This is a genomic window from Allotabrizicola aquatica (SeqCode) (genome assembly GCF_965194375.1).
GTDB classification, from domain to species: Bacteria; Pseudomonadota; Alphaproteobacteria; order Rhodobacterales; family Rhodobacteraceae; genus Tabrizicola_A; species Tabrizicola_A aquatica.
In genome coordinates, this window is the sequence record NZ_OZ239428.1 from 613,182 (window position 1) to 631,287 (window position 18,106).

The window sequence follows — 18,106 nt, forward strand, 5'->3', positions numbered from 1 at the left end:
GACTTGCCAAGGGCGTGCCCCGGCCCATCCTGTGCCAGCACAAGACCGTGGAGACAAGATGACGAATCCACCCGAGTTTGGCGAGCCTGATCCCACCTGCCCGCTGTGCCTGCGCCCCATCCCGCCCGATGTGCCGCAAAGCCTGCATCATCAGGTGCCCCGGCTGAAAGGCGGCAAAGGCGGGCCGGTCGTGCGGGTTCATCATATCTGTCATAAAGAAATCCACGCCCGCTTTACCGAAACCGAACTCGCCCGCAGCTTTCACACCGTCGAGGCGCTGCGCGAGTCGGATCGGCTGCGGCCGTTTTTGGATTGGGTGGCCAAACGTCCACCGGGCTTTCTCAGCCGGGTGCCGGGCGGTCCGCGTCGGCGGGGGTAACTGCCCCCACCCTAACCCTCCCCACAAGGGGGAGGGAAGCGCCCATTCTGTCAGCTTGGTTAGGCCTAAGCCGTTTAACCGCCATCACGACGCCGGGCACCGCACGCCTCCCCTCCCCCTCGTGGGGAGGGGTTGGGGGTGGGGGTGGGGGGCCACCGCCCCTACCGCCCCCGCGTCCAGCCCGTTGTTTTCCCCCACTTCACCGCCACCGACACGGCCGCGTAAACCCCAAACCCCACCGGGTCTTGCGCCGTCAGACGCGCCAGCCCGCCCGCGCCCAAGGACGCTTTGCCTTCCCGCGCCAACAGACCGGGATACAGCCGCGCAATCTCGGCCACCCCGGCATCTTGGCGGCGGCGCACACGGGTCAGGGCGGCAAAGCCCTCGATCATGGGCCAGTCATAAAATCCCGGCACCTGCACCCGTTCCTCGGGCGCAAATTGCAGCCGCACGAAGGTGTCGTCGGAAATCAGCGCAGGAAAGTCACGCCAGCGCGTGCGACCCTTGGCGTTGACCGCAAAAAGCCCAAAGCCGGGGGCGACGCTTTGGGCAAAGGGCAGGCGCTGCCAGAACCGGGCATAGGCGCGGGTGACCGCACTTTGCGCAGGCGGAATGCGGGGGGTGGCCCCGGCATAGCGCGGCCGGTCAATCTCCAGCGCGCGGGCCAGCTCCGCCATCACCGGCGGCGTCACGATCACATCAGCATCAAGATAGGCCCGCATCGTGCCATGCGCGGCCCCATCGCCCGCGTTCAGCGCACCCGGTTTGCCGCCCTCGGCCCGCTCCAGCACCTGAAACCCCCAACCCGCCGCCTTGGCCGCCCCGGCCATGGCGCGGGCGCGGTCCGCCGTCGCATCGCGGCAGCCATTGGCCACCACCACCACCTCGGCCCCGCCGGGCACCGGATCACTGGCGAAAAGTGCCGTCAGACAGGAGCCGATATAGGCTTCTTCATTGGACGCGGGCAGGATGACGCTCAGCACCCGTGGCACCCTTTGGCCAAAGCCTGCCAGCGCGGGCTGTCATCGCCCAAATGCCGCAAGGCCCCCCAAGACCCCCATTTTCCGGGGCTGTAGACATCGACAAAGGCGTTGAACGGCTGATCCGAAATGAGCGACCAACCCGCCACCAACTCCCCATACAGCGCACCCATCTCGGGGGCATAGTTCAGCTGGCTGAAGAACGCGGTCAGCTCCGCATCCTCCATCTGCGCACCAAACCCCACCACATGCGTGCCGCCCTCATACATGACCAAGGCCAGCCCGCGATCGGCGGCAATGCTGGCGTGATAGGGCAGGGTCTGCCCCAAAAGCGTGGTCAGCGTGTCCTCGGTCTGGCCGGTGACCCTACCATCGCGCAACTCATCGGCGGCCATGGCATTGGCCAGCGCATAGGGATTGGCCGGATCGGCATCCTTGGACTGCACAAGCCAGCCCTTGACCGTCAGCGCCTTGTCATCGGCCCCCAGAAGGGCCGAGAAATAGCCTGTCACCGCATAGGCATCAAAGCTCTCGACCGGGGCCGGGCGGCCTTCAGCCACCACCAAAGGCGCATCCAAAATCTGCTCTTCCAGCCCCAACCAGCCGGTCTGCACCGCGATCACCCGCACCAGCCGCGCGGGGTCACCCTTGAACACATCGGCCCAGATATCCGCCACCTCAGCCGCGCGGCGGGCATAGAATTGCACCCAAGTGTTGTCTTGGTTCCACAGCGCCTTTCCCTGCGCCTCGGCCCAATGCGCTTGGGCGAATTGCCAGTTCCACACCTCGTTGGAAAATTCCACATGGGCGACAAGACCGGGGGCCAGATCGGATTCCACCAATTCTGCCCAGTCCCGCACCAAGGCATCCTCGGACAGGTGCGGCAGGGTGAACCATGGGTCGGCCTTGAGCTCATTGGCCAGCGCGATCAGAGTTTCCATCGGCACACCGGCCCGCGCCCATGTGTAATCGGCAGGCTTCGGTCGGTCGGCGGCGCGTGACAGCGTGCTGTCATTGGTCGCCATCCAGTCCATGAACCGCAGACCACTGGCGCCCCGGATGCGCGCCAGCCAGTCGGGGTTAAAGATCTGACCCGAGGCCAGCGCCTCGGCCCGGTCCGCGCGCACCACCACGATGTTGCGGATAGGGTCGGCCGGATCAATCGCGCTAAGCGTCACGATCACCGCGCCGGGGCCGGGGGTATAGTCAAACACCATGCGCCCCGGCACCGCCTCGGCCACCTCGGCGCGGCCCTCAAGCGCCAGCGTGCCCTGCCCCTCCCATGTCAGCACATAACGCCCGGCGACGCCTGCGGCATCTTCGGGCAGGTCGGTCAGGATCAGCGTGGCAATGGCCGAAAGCTCTGCCGGCAGCGATTTCGGCCAGCCGTTTTCGTCCAAGACCCCCTTGGCCGCCAAATCCTCATGGTCCCAGCCACCCCATTGGCCGGACAGATGCCCCACCCAAGGTCGGGCGGTTTTCATCACGTCCAGAAAGGGCTGCTGCACCGACCAGTCATTCACCCCGGCAAGCCCAAAGGCGAGGCTGGGGTTGGTGACGGGGGCAAAGACGGGCATCGGCGCGGGCTCCGCCGTAGGGGCCGCAGGCGCCGGATCAGGCACGATCGCGGCGGCGGGCTCAGGGTCCGGCGCAGCCTCAGGCGTGGGCGTTGTGCCAGACGGCACCCCCGCCGAAACCGCTGCCCAAGCCACCCGTTGCAGCGCGCGCGCCTGCTCTTCGGTCAGATGCGCATCCCGATTGGCCCAGCTGCGCGTCAGCTTGGCCGGCAGCCCTTCGGGCGATTGGCCCGCCACCGCCCCGGCAATCACCATGGCCACGAAATACTGGCCCTTGCCGCCCAGATGGATCTCATCGGAAAACATCGCATCCAGACTGTCGATCCCCGGCACGCCCCCGGCGGCGATCTCATCTTCCAAAAGCGCCAGCGCCTGCCCTGCGGGAATGATCTCCACCCCCTCCCCAGCCGCGCCCATCCACAGGGGCAGATCTTGCGCCACTTGCTCGCGCCACGGCAGGCCTTCGCCCGACCGGGCGGGCCAGCCTTCGAACAGATAGACCCGCACCTCGGGGTTGGCCGCGCGCGCCAGTTCGGCAAAGCGCGCGACATTGCCTGCCGTGTCCGACCATTTCACATGCTCAGACACCGGGATCGCCTCAGTCAGGATCAGCGCATCGGTCGGGCGCAGCGCCAGACGCGCCCGCGCGTCCACCCCTTCGGCATTGGCCGAGTTTTCCCAGTTAAACCCCAAAGGCGCGCCATTGATGATCTGCGCCTCAACCACCGCAGGGCCTTGCATCTGGCGCAGGGCCTCTTCGGTCAGCACCGGCAGATTGCCCCCAAAGAGGCTGTGCCCCACCATCAGCACATCTGCCAAAACCGAAAACACCGACATGGGTTACCCTTTCAACACTCCACTCGCAGGATAACCCGTCACCACCTGCCGGACCACCTTTTGCAACGCCTGTGCAGCATTGGGTGGCGGAGGCGTGGCCGGCGTGCCATCTGCGCGGGCCAATTGGGCGGGCAGACCCTCGGGCGAGCGGTGATACAAGACGGCGTAATGGGTCATGGCGATCAGCCATGCGCCGATGTCGTTCAGATGGATGTCATCGGTGAAAAAATCCTCGCGCCGGGTCAGGCCGGGCACCTGGCCTGCCTCCACCGCGCGGACGGCGGCGGCCATGACTTGCCCCCCGGGAATGACGTGGATCACACCCGCCTCAAGACCCGCCCGGGCCATCGCAGGGCGCAGCAGCTGCCCCTCCCACAGCGCGGGCAGATCGGCGTCGATCCGCTCCAGCCAGCCCGAAGGATCGCCCAACCGATGCCATGTTTCGTAAAGATACAGCCGCACATCCGGCCGCGCCTCGCGCGCCAGCGCCGCCCAGTCGGCCAGCCGCGCGGCGCTGTCGTGAGAACGGATGGCGTCCTTCAATTCGACCATCTCGGTCAGGACCACCGCCGCATAATCCCCGCTCGGCAAAGCCTCGCGCACAGGGCGGTGCGCGGCATGGGCGTTTTCCTCGGCAAAGCCGTTGACCTCACCCGTCCAATGGTCGCCCAAGGAGGACCCCCACCCCAACTGACTGTGGTAGGCATGACCCGCTAACTGCGCGAGCATCGCGGGCATGTCGCGGCCCACAAGGCTGTGGCCCAGATGATAGGTCTGCATCGGCCCGCCAGGCGGCGGCAGGGCCGTGGCAAATGCGGTGTCCCATTCGGCATCCGACAGGGTCTTGGTCCGGCCAAACCAAGCCCAAGCCGCAGCCCCAACCCCTGCCGCCGCCGCCAAGGCCGCCAAGATCATCCGCCGCTCCATCGCGCGCCCCTCTGTTCTTTGCCCCGATATCTGGGTATTCAGCCCCGTGATGACCAGAGGCATCTGGCAAAAACCGAAGGGGGCGCGCATGACGCATCTGTGGGTAAGGGCCGAGCAGCGCCCGAACGAGGAACGCGTCGGCCTGACGCCCGAAGGGGCTGCGGCACTTGTCAAGGCGGGCATCCGGGTGACAGTCGAACGCTCCTCGGTTCGGGCTATTCCGTTGGATGGCTATATAACAGCGGGCTGCGAGATTGCGGATGAAAACCTGTGGCCCAAGGCCCCGGCGGATGCGATCATCTTCGGGCTGAAGGAACTGCCCGAGGATGGCACCCCGCTCACCCACCGCCACATCATGTTCGGCCATGCCTACAAAGGCCAACCTGCCGGGCAGATCCTGCTCAAGCGGTTCAAGGCCGGGGGCGGCACGCTCTATGATCTGGAGTATCTGGTGGACACGACCGGGCGGCGCGTGGCGGCCTTTGGCTATTGGGCGGGCTATGCAGGGGCGGCAGTCAGCTTGAAATGCTGGGCCGCGCAGCAGCGTGGCGGCATTGCCGGGCCGGTGTCAAAATACCCCGGCAAAGACGCGCTTCTGGCAGACCTCGCACGCGATTTGGGCGGCCCTGCCCGCCCGCGCGCCATCATCATCGGCGCCAAGGGCCGGGTTGGCACCGGTGCCGCCGATCTTTGCGCCGCGATGGGGGTGGAAACCACGCTTTGGGACATGGCCGAAACCGCCAGCGGCGGACCGTTCCCAGAAGTCCTGCAGCATGAGATTTTCCTCAACTGCATCCTCGCCCGTCCCGGCTGCCCGGTCTTTGTCCCAGCCAGCGCCAAAACCGATGCCCGCAAGCTGACCGTGATCGGCGATATCGCCTGCGATCCGACGTCAGATTTCTCGCCGATCAAGGTCTATGACCGCGTCACCGAATGGGGCGAACCGGCGCTGCGGGTGGCCGACAATCCGCCCTTGGATGTGACGGCGATTGACAACCTTCCCTCGATGCTGCCGGTGGAATCCTCGGAAGATTACGCAGCACAGCTGTTGCCCAGCCTTGTGACCCTGACCGATCTTGGCGCGGGCGTCTGGGGCCGGGCCAAGGCGGAGTTCGAGACGCATACGACAGGCATGTAAGGCAAATTTCTTCGAAGAAATTTGCAAGAATTATCGATGATTCTTGGCGCCTTGGGGCGGCAAAGTGGAGGGATGAGACATGACGATTCATTGGTGCGGCACGGGGCTGTCGTCGGGTCCGGGTCTGCGGCGGCTTTTGGAAGCCGGGCAAAAAGTGGTGGTCTGGAACCGCACGGTTGAGAAGGCCCGCGAGGTGGTGGGCGATCTGACGGGCGATATCCGCCCCTACAGCCTTGACGCGCTGACCGCCGCTCTTCAACCCGGCGACATCGCGGTGTCGATGCTGCCCGCCGATCAGCATGTCTCGATTGCCAAGGCCTGCCTTGCCAATGGGGCGAACTTCGTCTCCTCCTCCTACATCGCGCCGGAAATGCGGGCGCTGGATGACGAGTTCCGCGCCAAGGGCCTCGTTTCGGTCAACGAGGTGGGTCTGGACCCCGGCATTGACCATCTGATGGCGCATGATCTGGTGGCCACCTACCGCGCTTCGCCCGCCTATCACGCCAACAATGTGCTGTCCTTCGTCTCCTACTGCGGCGGGGTGCCGAAAATCCCGAACCCCTTCCGCTATAAGTTCAGCTGGGCCCCTGCGGGCGTGCTGAAGGCGCTGCGCTCGCCCTCGCGCAGCTTGAAGAACTTCAGCGAGTTGCGGGTCAATCGGCCTTGGGATGCGATCACGCGCTATGACGCGCCCCTGCCGCAGGCCGAAAGCTTTGAGGTTTACCCCAACCGCGACAGCTATCCCTTCATGGAAGATTACCGATTCGATCCGGCATGGAAGGTGCGCGATTTCGTGCGCGGCACCATCCGGTTGAATGGTTGGGCCGACGCTTGGACGCCGATCTTCCGCGAGATCGAGGGGCTTGAAGGCAAATCAGATGCCGAGATCAACGCGGCCCTGACCGCGCGGGCCGATGCGCTGTTGAAAGAAAACTCCTACGCACCGGGCGAGCCGGACCGCGTGGTCTTGTTCGTCAGCCTGAAGGCCGAACGCGACGGGCGCGCGGTGTTCGACCAGACTTGGGCGATGGACGCTTGGGGCGATGCGCGCGGCTCGGCCATGGGGCGGCTGGTGTCGGTGCCGGTCTCCTTGGCGATCGAGACGGTGCAGGCGCGGGAATTCCCCGCGGGTGTGCATGCCGCCCCGCATGACCCCAAGCTGATTGCCAAGTTCCTTGGGCAGGTTACCCATCTGGCGCAGTATATGACCCGCGTCGATCATCTGGCCTGACGGGCCGTCCTGCTGGGTGGGATACAAACCCCACCCGGCAGCCTGCGCCACAAAGGCGCCACAATTCGCTCGATTTCTGCCGCTTTGGGGTGACATCGAGGGGTCATGAAGCTATGCTTTGACTCAAGAATGACCCGCAAGGCGGGCAGCCCCAAAGAGCAGACACACCATGGCATCGCTCGGCACAGGATCCCTGATGGGCGGCCTCGGCACTCGCTGGGCAATGGGGCGCACCTTGCGGGCACTGCCTGCGCGCGGCTTTGTGGCGCAGCCTGAACCGCGCACCATCGGGCTTTATGCCCGAGGTCGTCAGCTGATCGCCGGCAACGCGCTCTTTGGCGGGGAGTTGGTCGAGGTGAAGGGCGGCACACTATGGGACATCGTGCAACCCGATCCGGGACAGGCCGATGACATTCATGGCTTCAGTTGGCTCGATGATCTGGCGGCCGTGGGCGACGCGCAGGCCCGCACGCGGGCGCAAAACTGGCTGTGGGATTGGATCGCGCGCTATGGCGCTGGCCGCGGTCCGGGCTGGTCGCCCGATCTGACCGGGCGGCGGCTGATCCGCTGGATCAACCATGCGCTCTTTGTCCTTAGCGGCCGCGACCGGGCGCAGTCGGATGCCTATTACGCCCAAGTCACGGCGCAGACGGTGTTCCTGTCTTGGCGCTGGCAGCAGGCCGCCCCCGGCCTGCCGCGATTTGAGGCGCTGGTCGGGCTGGTCTCAGCCAGCCTTGCGCTGGTTGGCATGGAAAAGCTGGTCGGGCCGGCGGTCACTGCCTTGTCCGCCGAATGTGGCCGCGAGGTGGACGCCCAAGGCGGGATTCCCACCCGCAACCCCGAAGAACTGCTTGAGGTGTTCACCCTCCTGACCTGGGCCGTGCAGGCGCTGAACGAGGCGGGACAGATGCCCCCCGAACCCCTCTTGGCCGCAATCGAACGCATCACCCCCACGCTGCGCGCGCTGCGCCATGCCGATGGCGGCCTTGCGCGGTTTCATAGCGGCGGGCGGGGCCTTGAGGGGCGGTTGGATCAGGCCCTTGCAGCGGCGGCTGTCAAACCCACGGCAACCAGCGCCCAAGGCCTCGCCATGGGCTTTGCCCGGCTGCAAGGCGGGCGCACCTCGGTGGTGATCGACGCGAGCACCCCTCCGGCCGGGTTGGCCAGCGCGCTGGCCCACGCCTCGACGCTGGCCTTTGAGCTGACCTCAGGACGCCGTCCCCTGATCGTGTCTTGCGGATCAGGCGCTCCGTTTGGTCCCGACTGGCGGCTCGCAGGCCGCGCCACCGCCAGCCATTCGACGCTGGCGCTGGAGGGGTTCTCCTCGTCGCGCTTCAAACCGGGCAGCGAATTGCTGACCGACTGCGCCGGGGTGCATCATCTGCGCTTGGGCGCAGGCGATGGCGGACCATTCTTTTCGGCCAGCCATGACGGCTGGGCCGCCACCCACGGCCTGTCACATCTGCGCACCCTGACCCTCTCCGCCGATGGCCGCCGTCTGATCGGGCAAGATGCCCTGACGGCTGGCACCGACAGCCAAAAAGCCCGATTCGAACGGCTGATGACCGAAGGTCGTCTGGCAGGGGTCGGCTTTGCCCTGCGGTTTCATCTGCACCCCGATGTCGATGCCACGCTGGACATGGGCGGGAACGCCGTTTCAATCGCCCTGAAAAGCGGCGAGATCTGGGTGTTTCGGCACAATTCGCAGGCGGTTCTGTCGCTGGATGCCTCGGTCTACCTGCAAAAGGGGCGGCTCAGGCCGCGCCCAGCGCGTCAGATCGTCCTTTCGGGCCGCGCCACGGCCTTTGAGACCCCTCTGGGCTGGACCTTGGCCAAGGCACAGGATACTGCGCTGGCCATTCGTGATCTGGACCGTGAGGAGATGCCGGTTCCTCTCTAGGTCCCCCTTTGAGGTGCGCCCGCCATGACCCATCCTGTCGCCACTGATCATGTTTACGTCGGACGCGCGCTGATTTCGGTGTCCGACAAATCGGGCCTTCTCGACCTTGCCCGCGCCTTGGCGGCGATGGGGGTGGAACTGATCTCGACCGGCGGCACCTCGGGCATGCTGCGCACGGCGGGGCTGACGGTGCGCGATGTGTCGGATGTCACGGGCTTTCCCGAAATGATGGATGGTCGGGTCAAAACCCTGCACCCCAATGTCCACGGCGGCCTGCTGGCGCTGCGCGATGATGACGAACACCTTCTGGCCATGGCCGCCCATGGGATCGAACCGATCGACCTTCTGATCGTCAACCTCTACCCGTTCGAAGAAACCGTGGCCAAGGGCGCCGATCACGCCACCTGCATCGAAAACATCGACATCGGCGGCCCGGCAATGATCCGGGCTGCGGCCAAGAACCACCGCTTTGTCACCGTGGTGACCGATCCAGCCGATTACGCGCAGCTGATCGATCAGATGAAGGGCAACAGTGGCGCCACCACGCTGGCCTTCCGCCAGAAACTGGCCCTGACCGCCTATGCCCGCACCGCCGCCTATGACACCGCCGTGTCCACATGGCTGGCCGGTGAGTTGAAGGAAACCGCCCCGCGCTATCGCGCGTTCGCGGGCAAGCTCGCCCAACCCCTGCGCTACGGCGAAAACCCCCATCAGGGTGCAGCCTTTTACACCGACGGCAGCCGCCGCGAGGGTGTGGCGACCGCGCGCCAATGGCAGGGCAAGGAGCTGTCCTACAACAACATCAACGACACCGACGCCGCCTTTGAACTGGTGGCCGAGTTTGCAGGCCAAGGCCCGGCCTGCGCCATCATCAAACACGCTAACCCTTGCGGTGTGGGCATGGGCGGCACCCTGCTTGAGGCGTATTTGCGCGCCTATCACTGCGACCAGACCTCGGCCTTTGGCGGGATCGTGGCGCTGAACCAACCGCTTGATGCCGCGACCGCCGAAGAGATCGTCAAGATCTTTACCGAGGTGGTCATCGCACCAGGCGCCAGCGACGAGGCCCGCGCGATCTTTGCCACCAAAAAGAACCTCCGCCTTCTGACCACCGCAAGCCTGCCCGATGCCAAAAAGGGCGGGCTTTCCTTCCGTCAGGTCGCGGGCGGCTTTCTGGTGCAAGACGCCGACATCGACAGCATCACCGCCGCCGATCTCAAGGTGGTGACAAAACGCGCACCCACCGAGGCCGAGCTTGCCGATCTTCTCTTTGCATGGAAAGTTGCCAAACATGTGAAGTCGAACGCCATCGTTTATGTGAAAGATGGCGCGACCGTAGGTGTGGGGGCAGGACAGATGAGCCGCGTGGATTCAACCCGGATTGCCGCGCGCAAAGCGCAGGATATGGCCGAGGCCTTGGGCCTTGCCCAATCGCCCGCCATCGGCTCGGTCGTGGCGTCGGATGCGTTCTTTCCCTTCCCCGACGGTCTCTTGACCGCCGCCGAGGCCGGGGCCACCGCGCTGATCCAACCCGGCGGCAGCATGAACGATCCCGCCGTGATCGAGGCCGCCGACAAGGCCGGGCTGGCCATGGTGTTCACCGGCCAACGTCATTTCCGGCACTGACCCATGCGCGCGCTGATCGTTGCCGCCCTTGCCACCTTTGTCGCCGATCAGGCGTCCAAACTTTACGTGATCCACGCGCTTGATCTGCGCACCGTTGGTTACGTCGACGTCATGGACCCCTTGCTCAACTTTCGTTGGGCCGAAAACCGGGGCGTGAACTTTGGCCTTCTGTCGCATGACGCCGACTTCATGCGCTGGGTCCTCATCGCGCTCGCGGTGGTGATTTCGGGATGGGTCCTGCACTGGGCGCGGCGTGATGGGTTCACCCGCTGGGGCCAGATTTCGGCGGGCCTTTTGATCGGCGGAGCCGCTGGCAATGTGGTGGACCGCGTGGCCTATGGCTATGTGGCCGACTTTTTGAACATGTCCTGCTGTGGCATCGAAAACCCCTATGCCTTCAACGTCGCCGATATTGCGATCTTTGCCGGGGCCATCGGGCTTGTTCTCTTTACCGGGAAAAGCCAAAGTGGAGCACCGACGCCCAAGGGCTGATAAGACCCCGTGACGCGGTCCGGGCTTTGCGCTAAGAAACGGCTATCAACGTCCCGCAAGGGAAGATGGAGGCAGGCATGACGGCAGCACGATTGGTCCTCGCACTTGCGGGCGCTGCGCTGCTGACCGTGGCCGGATGCGGCGCTTGGCGCGACAAGCCCCCGCAGTTGATGAACCTACGCTCCTCGACCGCTGGCCCGGATGAATTTTCGATCGTCCCGCCCAAGGCCTTGGAAATGCCGGAAGATCTGGCCGTTCTGCCGGAGCCGACCCCGGGCGGCGAAAACCTCACCGATCCGCGCCCCAAGGATGAGGCTGTGTTGGCCCTCGGCGGCACCCCGCGTGTGGCCAGCGCCTCGGCCCCAGCCTCGGACGGCGCTTTGGTGTCCTATGCGGCGCGTGCAGGCGTGGCGGGCGACATTCGCCCGACGCTGGCCGCCGAAGATGTGGAATTCCGCCGCAAGAACAATGGCCGCCTGCTTGAGCGGCTGTTTGGCACCAATGTCTATTTCCGCGCCTACCGCAAACAAGCGCTGAACCAACAGGCCGAGTTGGAACGCTGGCGCGCCGCAGGCGCAGGCACGCCCTCAGCCCCGCCGCGCCAATCGGGCGAACGCTAAGACCCCTCTGAACCGCATCACATTTGTGCAAGCGGGGTTTGTCGTTCCACATCCCGCGCCTATCTTTTCCCGTGCTACGCCCTTTTGCCGGAGTTTGTCCCGATGCGTCTGATCCTTGCGGCCTTGGCAATCGGTTCTGGTCTTGCCGCTCCGGCACAGGCAACCGATGACGTTACCAGCTTTACCCTTGAAAACGGGCTGGAACTTGTGGTGATCGAAGATCACCGCGCCCCCGTCGTGACCCATATGATCTGGTATCGCACCGGTGCCGCGGATGAGACGCCCGGCCATTCCGGCATCGCGCATTTCTTCGAACACCTGATGTTCCAAGGCACCGACGATCTCGCCCCGGGTGAGTTTTCCAACACGGTCGAGGCGCAGGGCGGCAATGACAACGCCTTTACCAGCTGGGATTACACCGCCTATTTCCAAAGGGTTGCCGCCGACCGTCTGGGCCTGATGATGCAGATGGAGGCAGAACGCATGCGCGATCTGATCCTCTCCGAAGAGGATGTGGCCACCGAACGCCAAGTCATCATCGAAGAACGCAGCCAGCGCACCGACAGCAATCCCGGCGCGCTCTTGAGCGAACAAATGGCGGCGGCGCAGTTCCTGAACCACCCCTACGGCCGCCCGATCATCGGCTGGATGCATGAGATCACAGCACTCGACCGTGACGATGCATTGGCTTTCTACAGGGCCAATTACGCGCCCAACAACGCCATCGTGGTGGTGGCGGGCGATGTCACGCCCGAGGATGCGCGGGCCTTGGCCGAAACCCATTACGGCCCGCTTCAGCCGTCCGATGCCATCACCCCGCGCCTCCGCCCGTCCGAGCCGCCGCAGCTTGCCGAACGCCGCATCGTGCTGACCGATGAGCGGGTCTCGGAACCCTATGTCATCCGCAGCTATCTCGCGACCGAACGCAACCCCGGCGATCAGCGCAAGGCCGCCGCGCTGACCCTTCTGGCCGAGCTCTTAGGCGGCAACCCGACCACCTCGGTCTTTGCCCGCGAATTGCAGTTCGGTCAGGCCATCGCCACATGGTCGGCCGCGTTCTATGACGGCACCTCGGTCGATGCCGACACCTTTGGCGTCTACATCATGCCGGTGCCGGGCGTCTCTCTGGCCAAGGCCGAGGCGGCAATGGACGCGGTGATTGACACGTTCCTCGCCGAAGGCGTGAATCCCGAAGAGTTGGACCGCATCAAAACGCAGCTGCGCGCCTCCACCATCTATGCCCGCGATGATGCGGGCGGGCTGGCGCGCCTGTATGGGCAGGCGCTGGCCGTGGGGCTGACAGTGCAGGATGTGCAAGACTGGCCCGATATCCTGCAATCAGTGACCGAAGCCGAAATCATGGCCGCCGCGACCGAGGTCTTTGACCGCAAACGCGCCGTGACAGGCTGGCTGCAAGCCCCCGAACCCGCCGCCACCACCGAGGAGGCCACAGAATGATCCTTCGCCTCACCCTCGCCGCGCTGGCTTTTGCAGCCACCCTTGCCACCCCCCTGCGCGCCGATATCGCCATTCAAGAGGTCACCTCGCCCGGCGGCATCAAGGCCTGGCTGGTCGAAGACCACAACATCCCCTTCATGGCGCTGGAAATCCGCTTTCGCGGCGGCACCTCGCTCGATCAGCCGGGTAAGCGCGGCGCGGTGAACCTGATGGCCGCCACGCTTGAGGAAGGCGCGGGTGATCTCGATGCTCAGGGCTTTGCCGCCGCACGCGACGGGCTGGCCGCCCAGATCGGCTTTGGCGCGAATTCCGATGAGGTCTCGGTGTCCGTCCAAGCGCTCAGCGAAAACCGCGCCGCCGCGATGGACCTTCTGCGCCTTGCCCTGACCGAACCCCGCTTTGATGAGACCGCCCTTGACCGGGTGAAAGGGCAGGTTCTGGCAGGCCTGCGCGCCGATGAACAAGACCCCTCGGCGATTGCAGGGCGCGTCTTCAGCGCGCGCGCCTATGGTGACCACCCCTATGGCTCCTCGGGCGATGGCACGATTGACAGCGTCACCGCCCTTGCCCGCGACGACATCATCGCCGCATGGCAAGGCACGATGGCGCGTGACCGCATCTATGTCGCCGCAGCGGGCGATATCACCGCCGAGGAGCTGGGCCTTCTTCTGGACAAGCTCTTCGCCGGACTGCCCGCCACCGGCTGGCCCATGCCGCCCAAAGCCACATGGAATGACGCAGGCGGCATCAGCACCCAAGACTTCCCCGGCCCGCAATCGGTTGTCCTCTTCGGCCACAGCGGCATTGCCTTTGACGACCCCGATTTCTTCGCCGCCAATCTCTTGAACGACATTCTCGGCGGTGGCCGCTTTTCGGCCCGCCTGATGCAAGAGGTGCGCGAAAAACGCGGGCTGACCTATGGCATCGGCACCGGCCTTTCAGCGCGCGATCTCTCGGCGGAATGGGCCGGCCAGTTTCAGGCCAGCAACGACAAGGTGGCCGAAGCGATTGACGTCGTCCGCGCCGAATGGGCGCGCATGGCGGCGGGCGATGTCACCGAAGAAGACCTGTCCACCGCCAAGACCTACATGACTGGCGCCTATCCCTTGCGCTTCGAAGGCAACGGGCCGATTGCCAGCATTCTGGTCGGCATGCAGATGCTGGGCCTGCCCTCCGATTACCCCAAAACCCGCAACGACAAGGTGAACGCGGTCACGCTGGCCGATCTTCAGCGCGTCGCAGCGCGGCTGATGAACCCGGACCATCTGTTCTTTAAGGTGGTCGGTCAGCCCGTGGGCCTGCAAAGCACCGAATAGGACAAGGCGCCGCCGAATCTGTGGCCTTGTCACGCCCTGCCTGCTAGAGTTTGGGGCATGACCCTCGACGCCCCCCATATATCTGGTGCTGACCGTCCAAAGTCGCCCCCGGTGATCCGCCCCTTGGATGAGGCGGCGATCAACCGCATCGCGGCGGGTGAGGTGGTGGAACGCCCGGCCTCTGCCGTCAAGGAACTGGTGGAAAACGCGCTTGATGCCGGGGCGCGGCGCATTGCGGTCGATTATTCCGCAGGCGGCAAAGTGCTGATCCGCGTCACCGATGACGGCTGTGGCATGACGGCAGATGACCTGCCCTTGGCCGTGGCCCGGCATGCCACATCGAAAATCGACGGCTCCGATCTCCTCAACATCCGCTCCTTCGGCTTTCGCGGTGAGGCGCTGGCCTCACTGGGGGCCGTGGGCCGCCTGACCCTCACCTCGCGCACCGACGCGTCCGACGGCGCGCAACTCACCGTGGCCGGGGGCCGGATGACCGGCCCGCGCCCGGCGGCGGCACAAAAGGGCACAGTCATCGAACTGCGCGATCTTTTCTACGCCACCCCCGCCCGGCTGAAATTCCTGCGCACCGACCGGGCCGAGGCCCAAGCGATTGCCGAGGTGGTGCGCCGTCTGGCCATGGCCGAACCCTCGGTCGGCTTTACCCTGACCGAAGTGGCTGAAGGCGAGGCCCCCCGCCTGATCTTCCGCGCCGATGCCCAATCGGGCGACTTTTTCGACGCGCTGCATGGCCGCCTGACCGGCATTCTGGGGGCTGATTTCACCGCCAACGCGCTCAAGATCGACGTCGAACGCGACCGGCTGCGGCTCACGGGCTATGCCGCACTTCCCACCTATTCGCGCGGCTCCTCGGTGCAGCAGTTTGTGTTCGTCAATGGCCGCCCGGTTCTGGACCGCGTTCTTTTGGGCGCGCTGCGGGTGGCCTATTTCGATGTCCTCAGCCGTGACCGCCACCCCGCCGCCGTCTTGAACCTGATCTGCGACCCCGAGCGGGTGGACGTGAACGTGCACCCCGCCAAATCCGAAGTGCGCTTTCGCGAACCCGAGGCCGCGCGCAGCCTGATCATCACGGGCCTGCGCACCGCGCTCTCCGGCGCGGGCCACCGTGCCAGCAGCACCGTGGCCGATGCCACGCTGGCCGCGATGCGTCCCGAAAGCCCAACACACGCACCACGCATCTACCAGATGGACCGCCCGTCACAGACGAGCTTCGCCCGCGCCGCCACATGGCAGGCTCCCGAAACCCCCGGTTTCGCCGAAGCCCCGCAAGCCCGCATCGAACCCGCCGATGAGCGGGCGCAGCCCGACGAAGAGGCACACCCCCTCGGCGCCGCCAAAGCGCAGTTGCACGGCAATTACATCGTCGCCCAAACCCCGCGCGGCATGGTGATCGTTGACCAACACGCCGCCCACGAACGGCTGGTCTATGAACGGCTGAAACGGCAAAGGGCCGAAACTGGCATCACCGCGCAGGCGCTGTTGATCCCCGAAATCGTCGACCTCTCGCCCTCGGATGCCAGCCTGCTTCTGGCCCATGCCGCCGATCTGGCCGCCCTTGGCCTCGCCATTGAATCCTTTGGCGGCAGCGCCGTGGCGGTGCGCGAAACGCCCGCGATCCTTGGCACCGTGTCGGCAGCCGCCCTCTTGCGCGATGTGCTCGATGAACTGTCCGACATGGGCCGCAGCGACGGGCTGCAAGCCCGCATCGACGCGATCCTCAGCCGCATGGCCTGCCACGGTTCAGTCCGCTCGGGCCGCCAGCTTCGCCCCGATGAAATGAACGCCCTGTTGCGCGAGATGGAGGCGACGCCGCATTCCGGCCAGTGCAACCACGGTCGCCCCACCTATGTGGAGCTGCCGCTTCACGATATTGAACGGTTGTTTGGACGCAGATGATCACGCTCTTTGGCCAAAGCTTTCTCTGGAATTCCCCCGAAGCGCTGATCGTCGGCGGCCTCCTCGTGCTGCTCGTCGGCCTTCTCCTCCTGACCCTGCGCTCTGCGGGCAAATCCGCCAAATCCGCCGAACCCCTGATGCGCGAGATGGCTTGGATGTCCCAACGCGTGCAGTCCCTGTCAGACGGTCAGGAACGGCTGGCCGGTGGGCTGCATCACGTCTCGGAAAATCAGGCGGTCAGCCAGACGGCCATGTTGCAGGTGATGGAACAACGTCTGGCCGAGGTGACGCGGCAAATGGGCGAAAGCCTGCAGGGCACCGCCACCCGCACAGCGCGATCCTTGGGCGAATTGCAGCAACGCCTAGAAACCATCGACAAGGCGCAGGCCAATATCGAAAAGCTGTCGGGCAACGTGCTGAACCTGCAAGACATCCTCGCCAACAAACAGGCGCGCGGGGCCTTTGGTGAAATTCAGCTGAATGACATCGTGCAAAAGGCCCTGCCAGCCGACGCCTACACGATGCAGGCCACGCTTTCGAACGGCAAGCGCGCCGATTGCCTGATCCATCTGCCCAACCCGCCCGGCCCCATCGTGATTGACGCGAAATTCCCGCTGGAGGCTTATGAAGCCCTGCGCCGCGCCGAGAACCCCCGCCAAGTGCAAGAGGCGCAAACGCTTCTGCGCGGAGCCGTCCGGGCGCATATCAAGGCGATTTCCGATAAGTACATCCTTGAAGGCGAAACCGCCGAAGGCGCGCTGATGTTCCTGCCGTCTGAGGCGGTCTATGCCGAATTGCACGCCAATTTCCCCGAAGTGGTGCGCGATGGCTTTGCCGCCCGCGTCTGGATAGTCTCGCCCACCACCTGCATGGCCACGCTGAACACCATGCGCGCCGTCTTGAAAGACGCCCGGATGCGCGAACAGGCCGGTGCGATCCGCACTGCGCTCCGCCATCTGCACCGCGATGTTGAAATCATCACCGAACGGGTCGACAAGCTGAACACCCATTTCAATCAGGCCCGCCAAGACCTTGACGGCATCTCCACCGCAGCCGAGCGTGCAGGCAAACGCGCCGCGCGATTGGACAATTTCGATTTCGAAGAACTGGCCCCCACCCCCGCCGACCCCACCCCCATTCTGGGACCACGAGCTGCCGAATGATGCGCCACCTGACGCCTGCCGATTACACCACCATGCCTTGGGCCAATGGCAAAGGCCGCACGATCGAGATGCTGCGGGTCGAGGCAGAGGGCCGGCTCAAATGGCGGCTCTCCCGCGCCTCAGTGGTGGAAAACGGCGATTTTTCCCTGTTTCCGGGCATCGAGCGGAACCTGACCGTCCTGACCGGGCCGGGCTTTGATCTGGTGGGCGACGGGCTGCACCTTGCCGCCCGCCCCTTGGTGCCCGTGGAATTCCCCGGCGATGTGGCCCTGCGCGCCGAAGGCGTTTCGGCACCGTCAGACGATTTCAACGTCATGACCGCCCGCGCCCTGCCGCGCCCCGAGGTCGCCGTGATCACAGGCCGGGTTAATCTGCCGCAAGGCGGGCTTTTGGCCATTTATGCGCTGGGGCCGTCGGTGGTGAATAACCATGCCATGGCGGCACAAGATCTGATCCTGACCGAAGATGCCGCCCGGGTTGAGGGGCACACCCTTGTTGTAAGGCGGTTGGGGTAAGCAGCCCCCACCCCCAACCCCGCTTGATCTTTC

Annotated in this window: 15 protein-coding genes; 12 read left to right on the forward strand and 3 right to left on the reverse strand. The window is 65.2% G+C overall.

What is annotated here, in order from left to right; all coding sequences use genetic code 11:
- The first annotated feature begins 58 nt into the window (after window positions 1-58).
- The gene (locus tag AC72UB_RS16255; RefSeq protein ID WP_505190659.1) at window positions 59-379 is read left to right on the forward strand and encodes an HNH endonuclease; all 321 of its coding nucleotides are present in this window, start codon (window positions 59-61) and stop codon (window positions 377-379) included.
- Window positions 380-540: 161 nt separating this feature from the next.
- Here AC72UB_RS16255 and AC72UB_RS16260 read toward each other — a convergent pair whose 3' ends face one another.
- From AC72UB_RS16260 to AC72UB_RS16270, 3 genes are read right to left on the reverse strand one after another with little or no spacing between them, the layout of a single operon-like run.
- Window positions 541-1,371, reverse strand: coding sequence for a glycosyltransferase family 2 protein (locus AC72UB_RS16260; protein WP_505190660.1), 831 nt, complete (start codon window positions 1,369-1,371; stop codon window positions 541-543).
- Window positions 1,356-3,773, reverse strand: a complete 2,418-nt coding sequence (locus AC72UB_RS16265; RefSeq protein WP_505190661.1) for an SGNH/GDSL hydrolase family protein — start codon at window positions 3,771-3,773, stop codon at window positions 1,356-1,358. The genes AC72UB_RS16260 and AC72UB_RS16265 overlap by 16 nt, the downstream gene beginning before the upstream one ends.
- A gap of 3 nt (window positions 3,774-3,776) precedes the next feature.
- On the reverse strand, window positions 3,777-4,790 hold the full coding sequence (locus AC72UB_RS16270; protein WP_505190662.1) for a hypothetical protein: 1,014 nt from the start codon (window positions 4,788-4,790) through the stop codon (window positions 3,777-3,779).
- Here AC72UB_RS16270 and AC72UB_RS16275 point away from each other — a divergent pair.
- The 11 genes from AC72UB_RS16275 to AC72UB_RS16325 all read left to right on the forward strand — a co-directional run bounded on the left by AC72UB_RS16275 (window position 4,789) and on the right by AC72UB_RS16325 (window position 18,073).
- A complete protein-coding gene (locus AC72UB_RS16275) occupies window positions 4,789-5,838 on the forward strand; it encodes a saccharopine dehydrogenase (protein ID WP_505190663.1) in 1,050 nt (349 codons plus the stop codon). The two genes, AC72UB_RS16270 and AC72UB_RS16275, sit on opposite strands and share 2 nt — an antisense overlap.
- 79 nt (window positions 5,839-5,917) lie before the next feature.
- Complete coding sequence (locus AC72UB_RS16280) at window positions 5,918-7,069, forward strand: saccharopine dehydrogenase family protein (protein ID WP_505190664.1); 1,152 nt, start codon at window positions 5,918-5,920, stop codon at window positions 7,067-7,069.
- Window positions 7,070-7,238: 169 nt separating this feature from the next.
- Window positions 7,239-8,969, forward strand: coding sequence for a heparinase II/III family protein (locus AC72UB_RS16285; RefSeq protein WP_505190665.1), 1,731 nt, complete (start codon window positions 7,239-7,241; stop codon window positions 8,967-8,969).
- Between the two features lie 24 nt (window positions 8,970-8,993).
- Window positions 8,994-10,595, forward strand: a complete 1,602-nt coding sequence (gene purH / locus AC72UB_RS16290) for a bifunctional phosphoribosylaminoimidazolecarboxamide formyltransferase/IMP cyclohydrolase (protein WP_505190666.1) — start codon at window positions 8,994-8,996, stop codon at window positions 10,593-10,595.
- Window positions 10,596-10,598: 3 nt separating this feature from the next.
- Entirely contained in the window at window positions 10,599-11,087 is a 489-nt protein-coding gene (gene lspA / locus AC72UB_RS16295) for a signal peptidase II (RefSeq protein WP_505190667.1), read from the forward strand.
- Window positions 11,088-11,164: 77 nt separating this feature from the next.
- Window positions 11,165-11,707 carry a DUF3035 domain-containing protein gene (locus tag AC72UB_RS16300; RefSeq protein ID WP_463290763.1) on the forward strand — a complete coding sequence of 181 codons (543 nt, stop codon included), beginning with the start codon at window positions 11,165-11,167 and terminating at the stop codon, window positions 11,705-11,707.
- Between the two features lie 102 nt (window positions 11,708-11,809).
- Window positions 11,810-13,165, forward strand: coding sequence for a M16 family metallopeptidase (locus tag AC72UB_RS16305; RefSeq protein ID WP_505190668.1), 1,356 nt, complete (start codon window positions 11,810-11,812; stop codon window positions 13,163-13,165).
- A complete protein-coding gene (locus AC72UB_RS16310; RefSeq protein ID WP_505190669.1) occupies window positions 13,162-14,481 on the forward strand; it encodes a M16 family metallopeptidase in 1,320 nt (439 codons plus the stop codon). The genes AC72UB_RS16305 and AC72UB_RS16310 overlap by 4 nt, the downstream gene beginning before the upstream one ends.
- 57 nt (window positions 14,482-14,538) lie before the next feature.
- Window positions 14,539-16,395, forward strand: a complete 1,857-nt coding sequence (gene mutL / locus AC72UB_RS16315) for a DNA mismatch repair endonuclease MutL (protein ID WP_505190670.1) — start codon at window positions 14,539-14,541, stop codon at window positions 16,393-16,395.
- On the forward strand, window positions 16,392-17,558 hold the full coding sequence (locus tag AC72UB_RS16320; RefSeq protein ID WP_505190671.1) for a DNA recombination protein RmuC: 1,167 nt from the start codon (window positions 16,392-16,394) through the stop codon (window positions 17,556-17,558). The genes mutL and AC72UB_RS16320 overlap by 4 nt, the downstream gene beginning before the upstream one ends.
- Window positions 17,555-18,073 carry a HutD/Ves family protein gene (locus AC72UB_RS16325; RefSeq protein WP_505190672.1) on the forward strand — a complete coding sequence of 173 codons (519 nt, stop codon included), beginning with the start codon at window positions 17,555-17,557 and terminating at the stop codon, window positions 18,071-18,073. The genes AC72UB_RS16320 and AC72UB_RS16325 overlap by 4 nt, the downstream gene beginning before the upstream one ends.
- Window positions 18,074-18,106 lie beyond the last annotated feature (33 nt).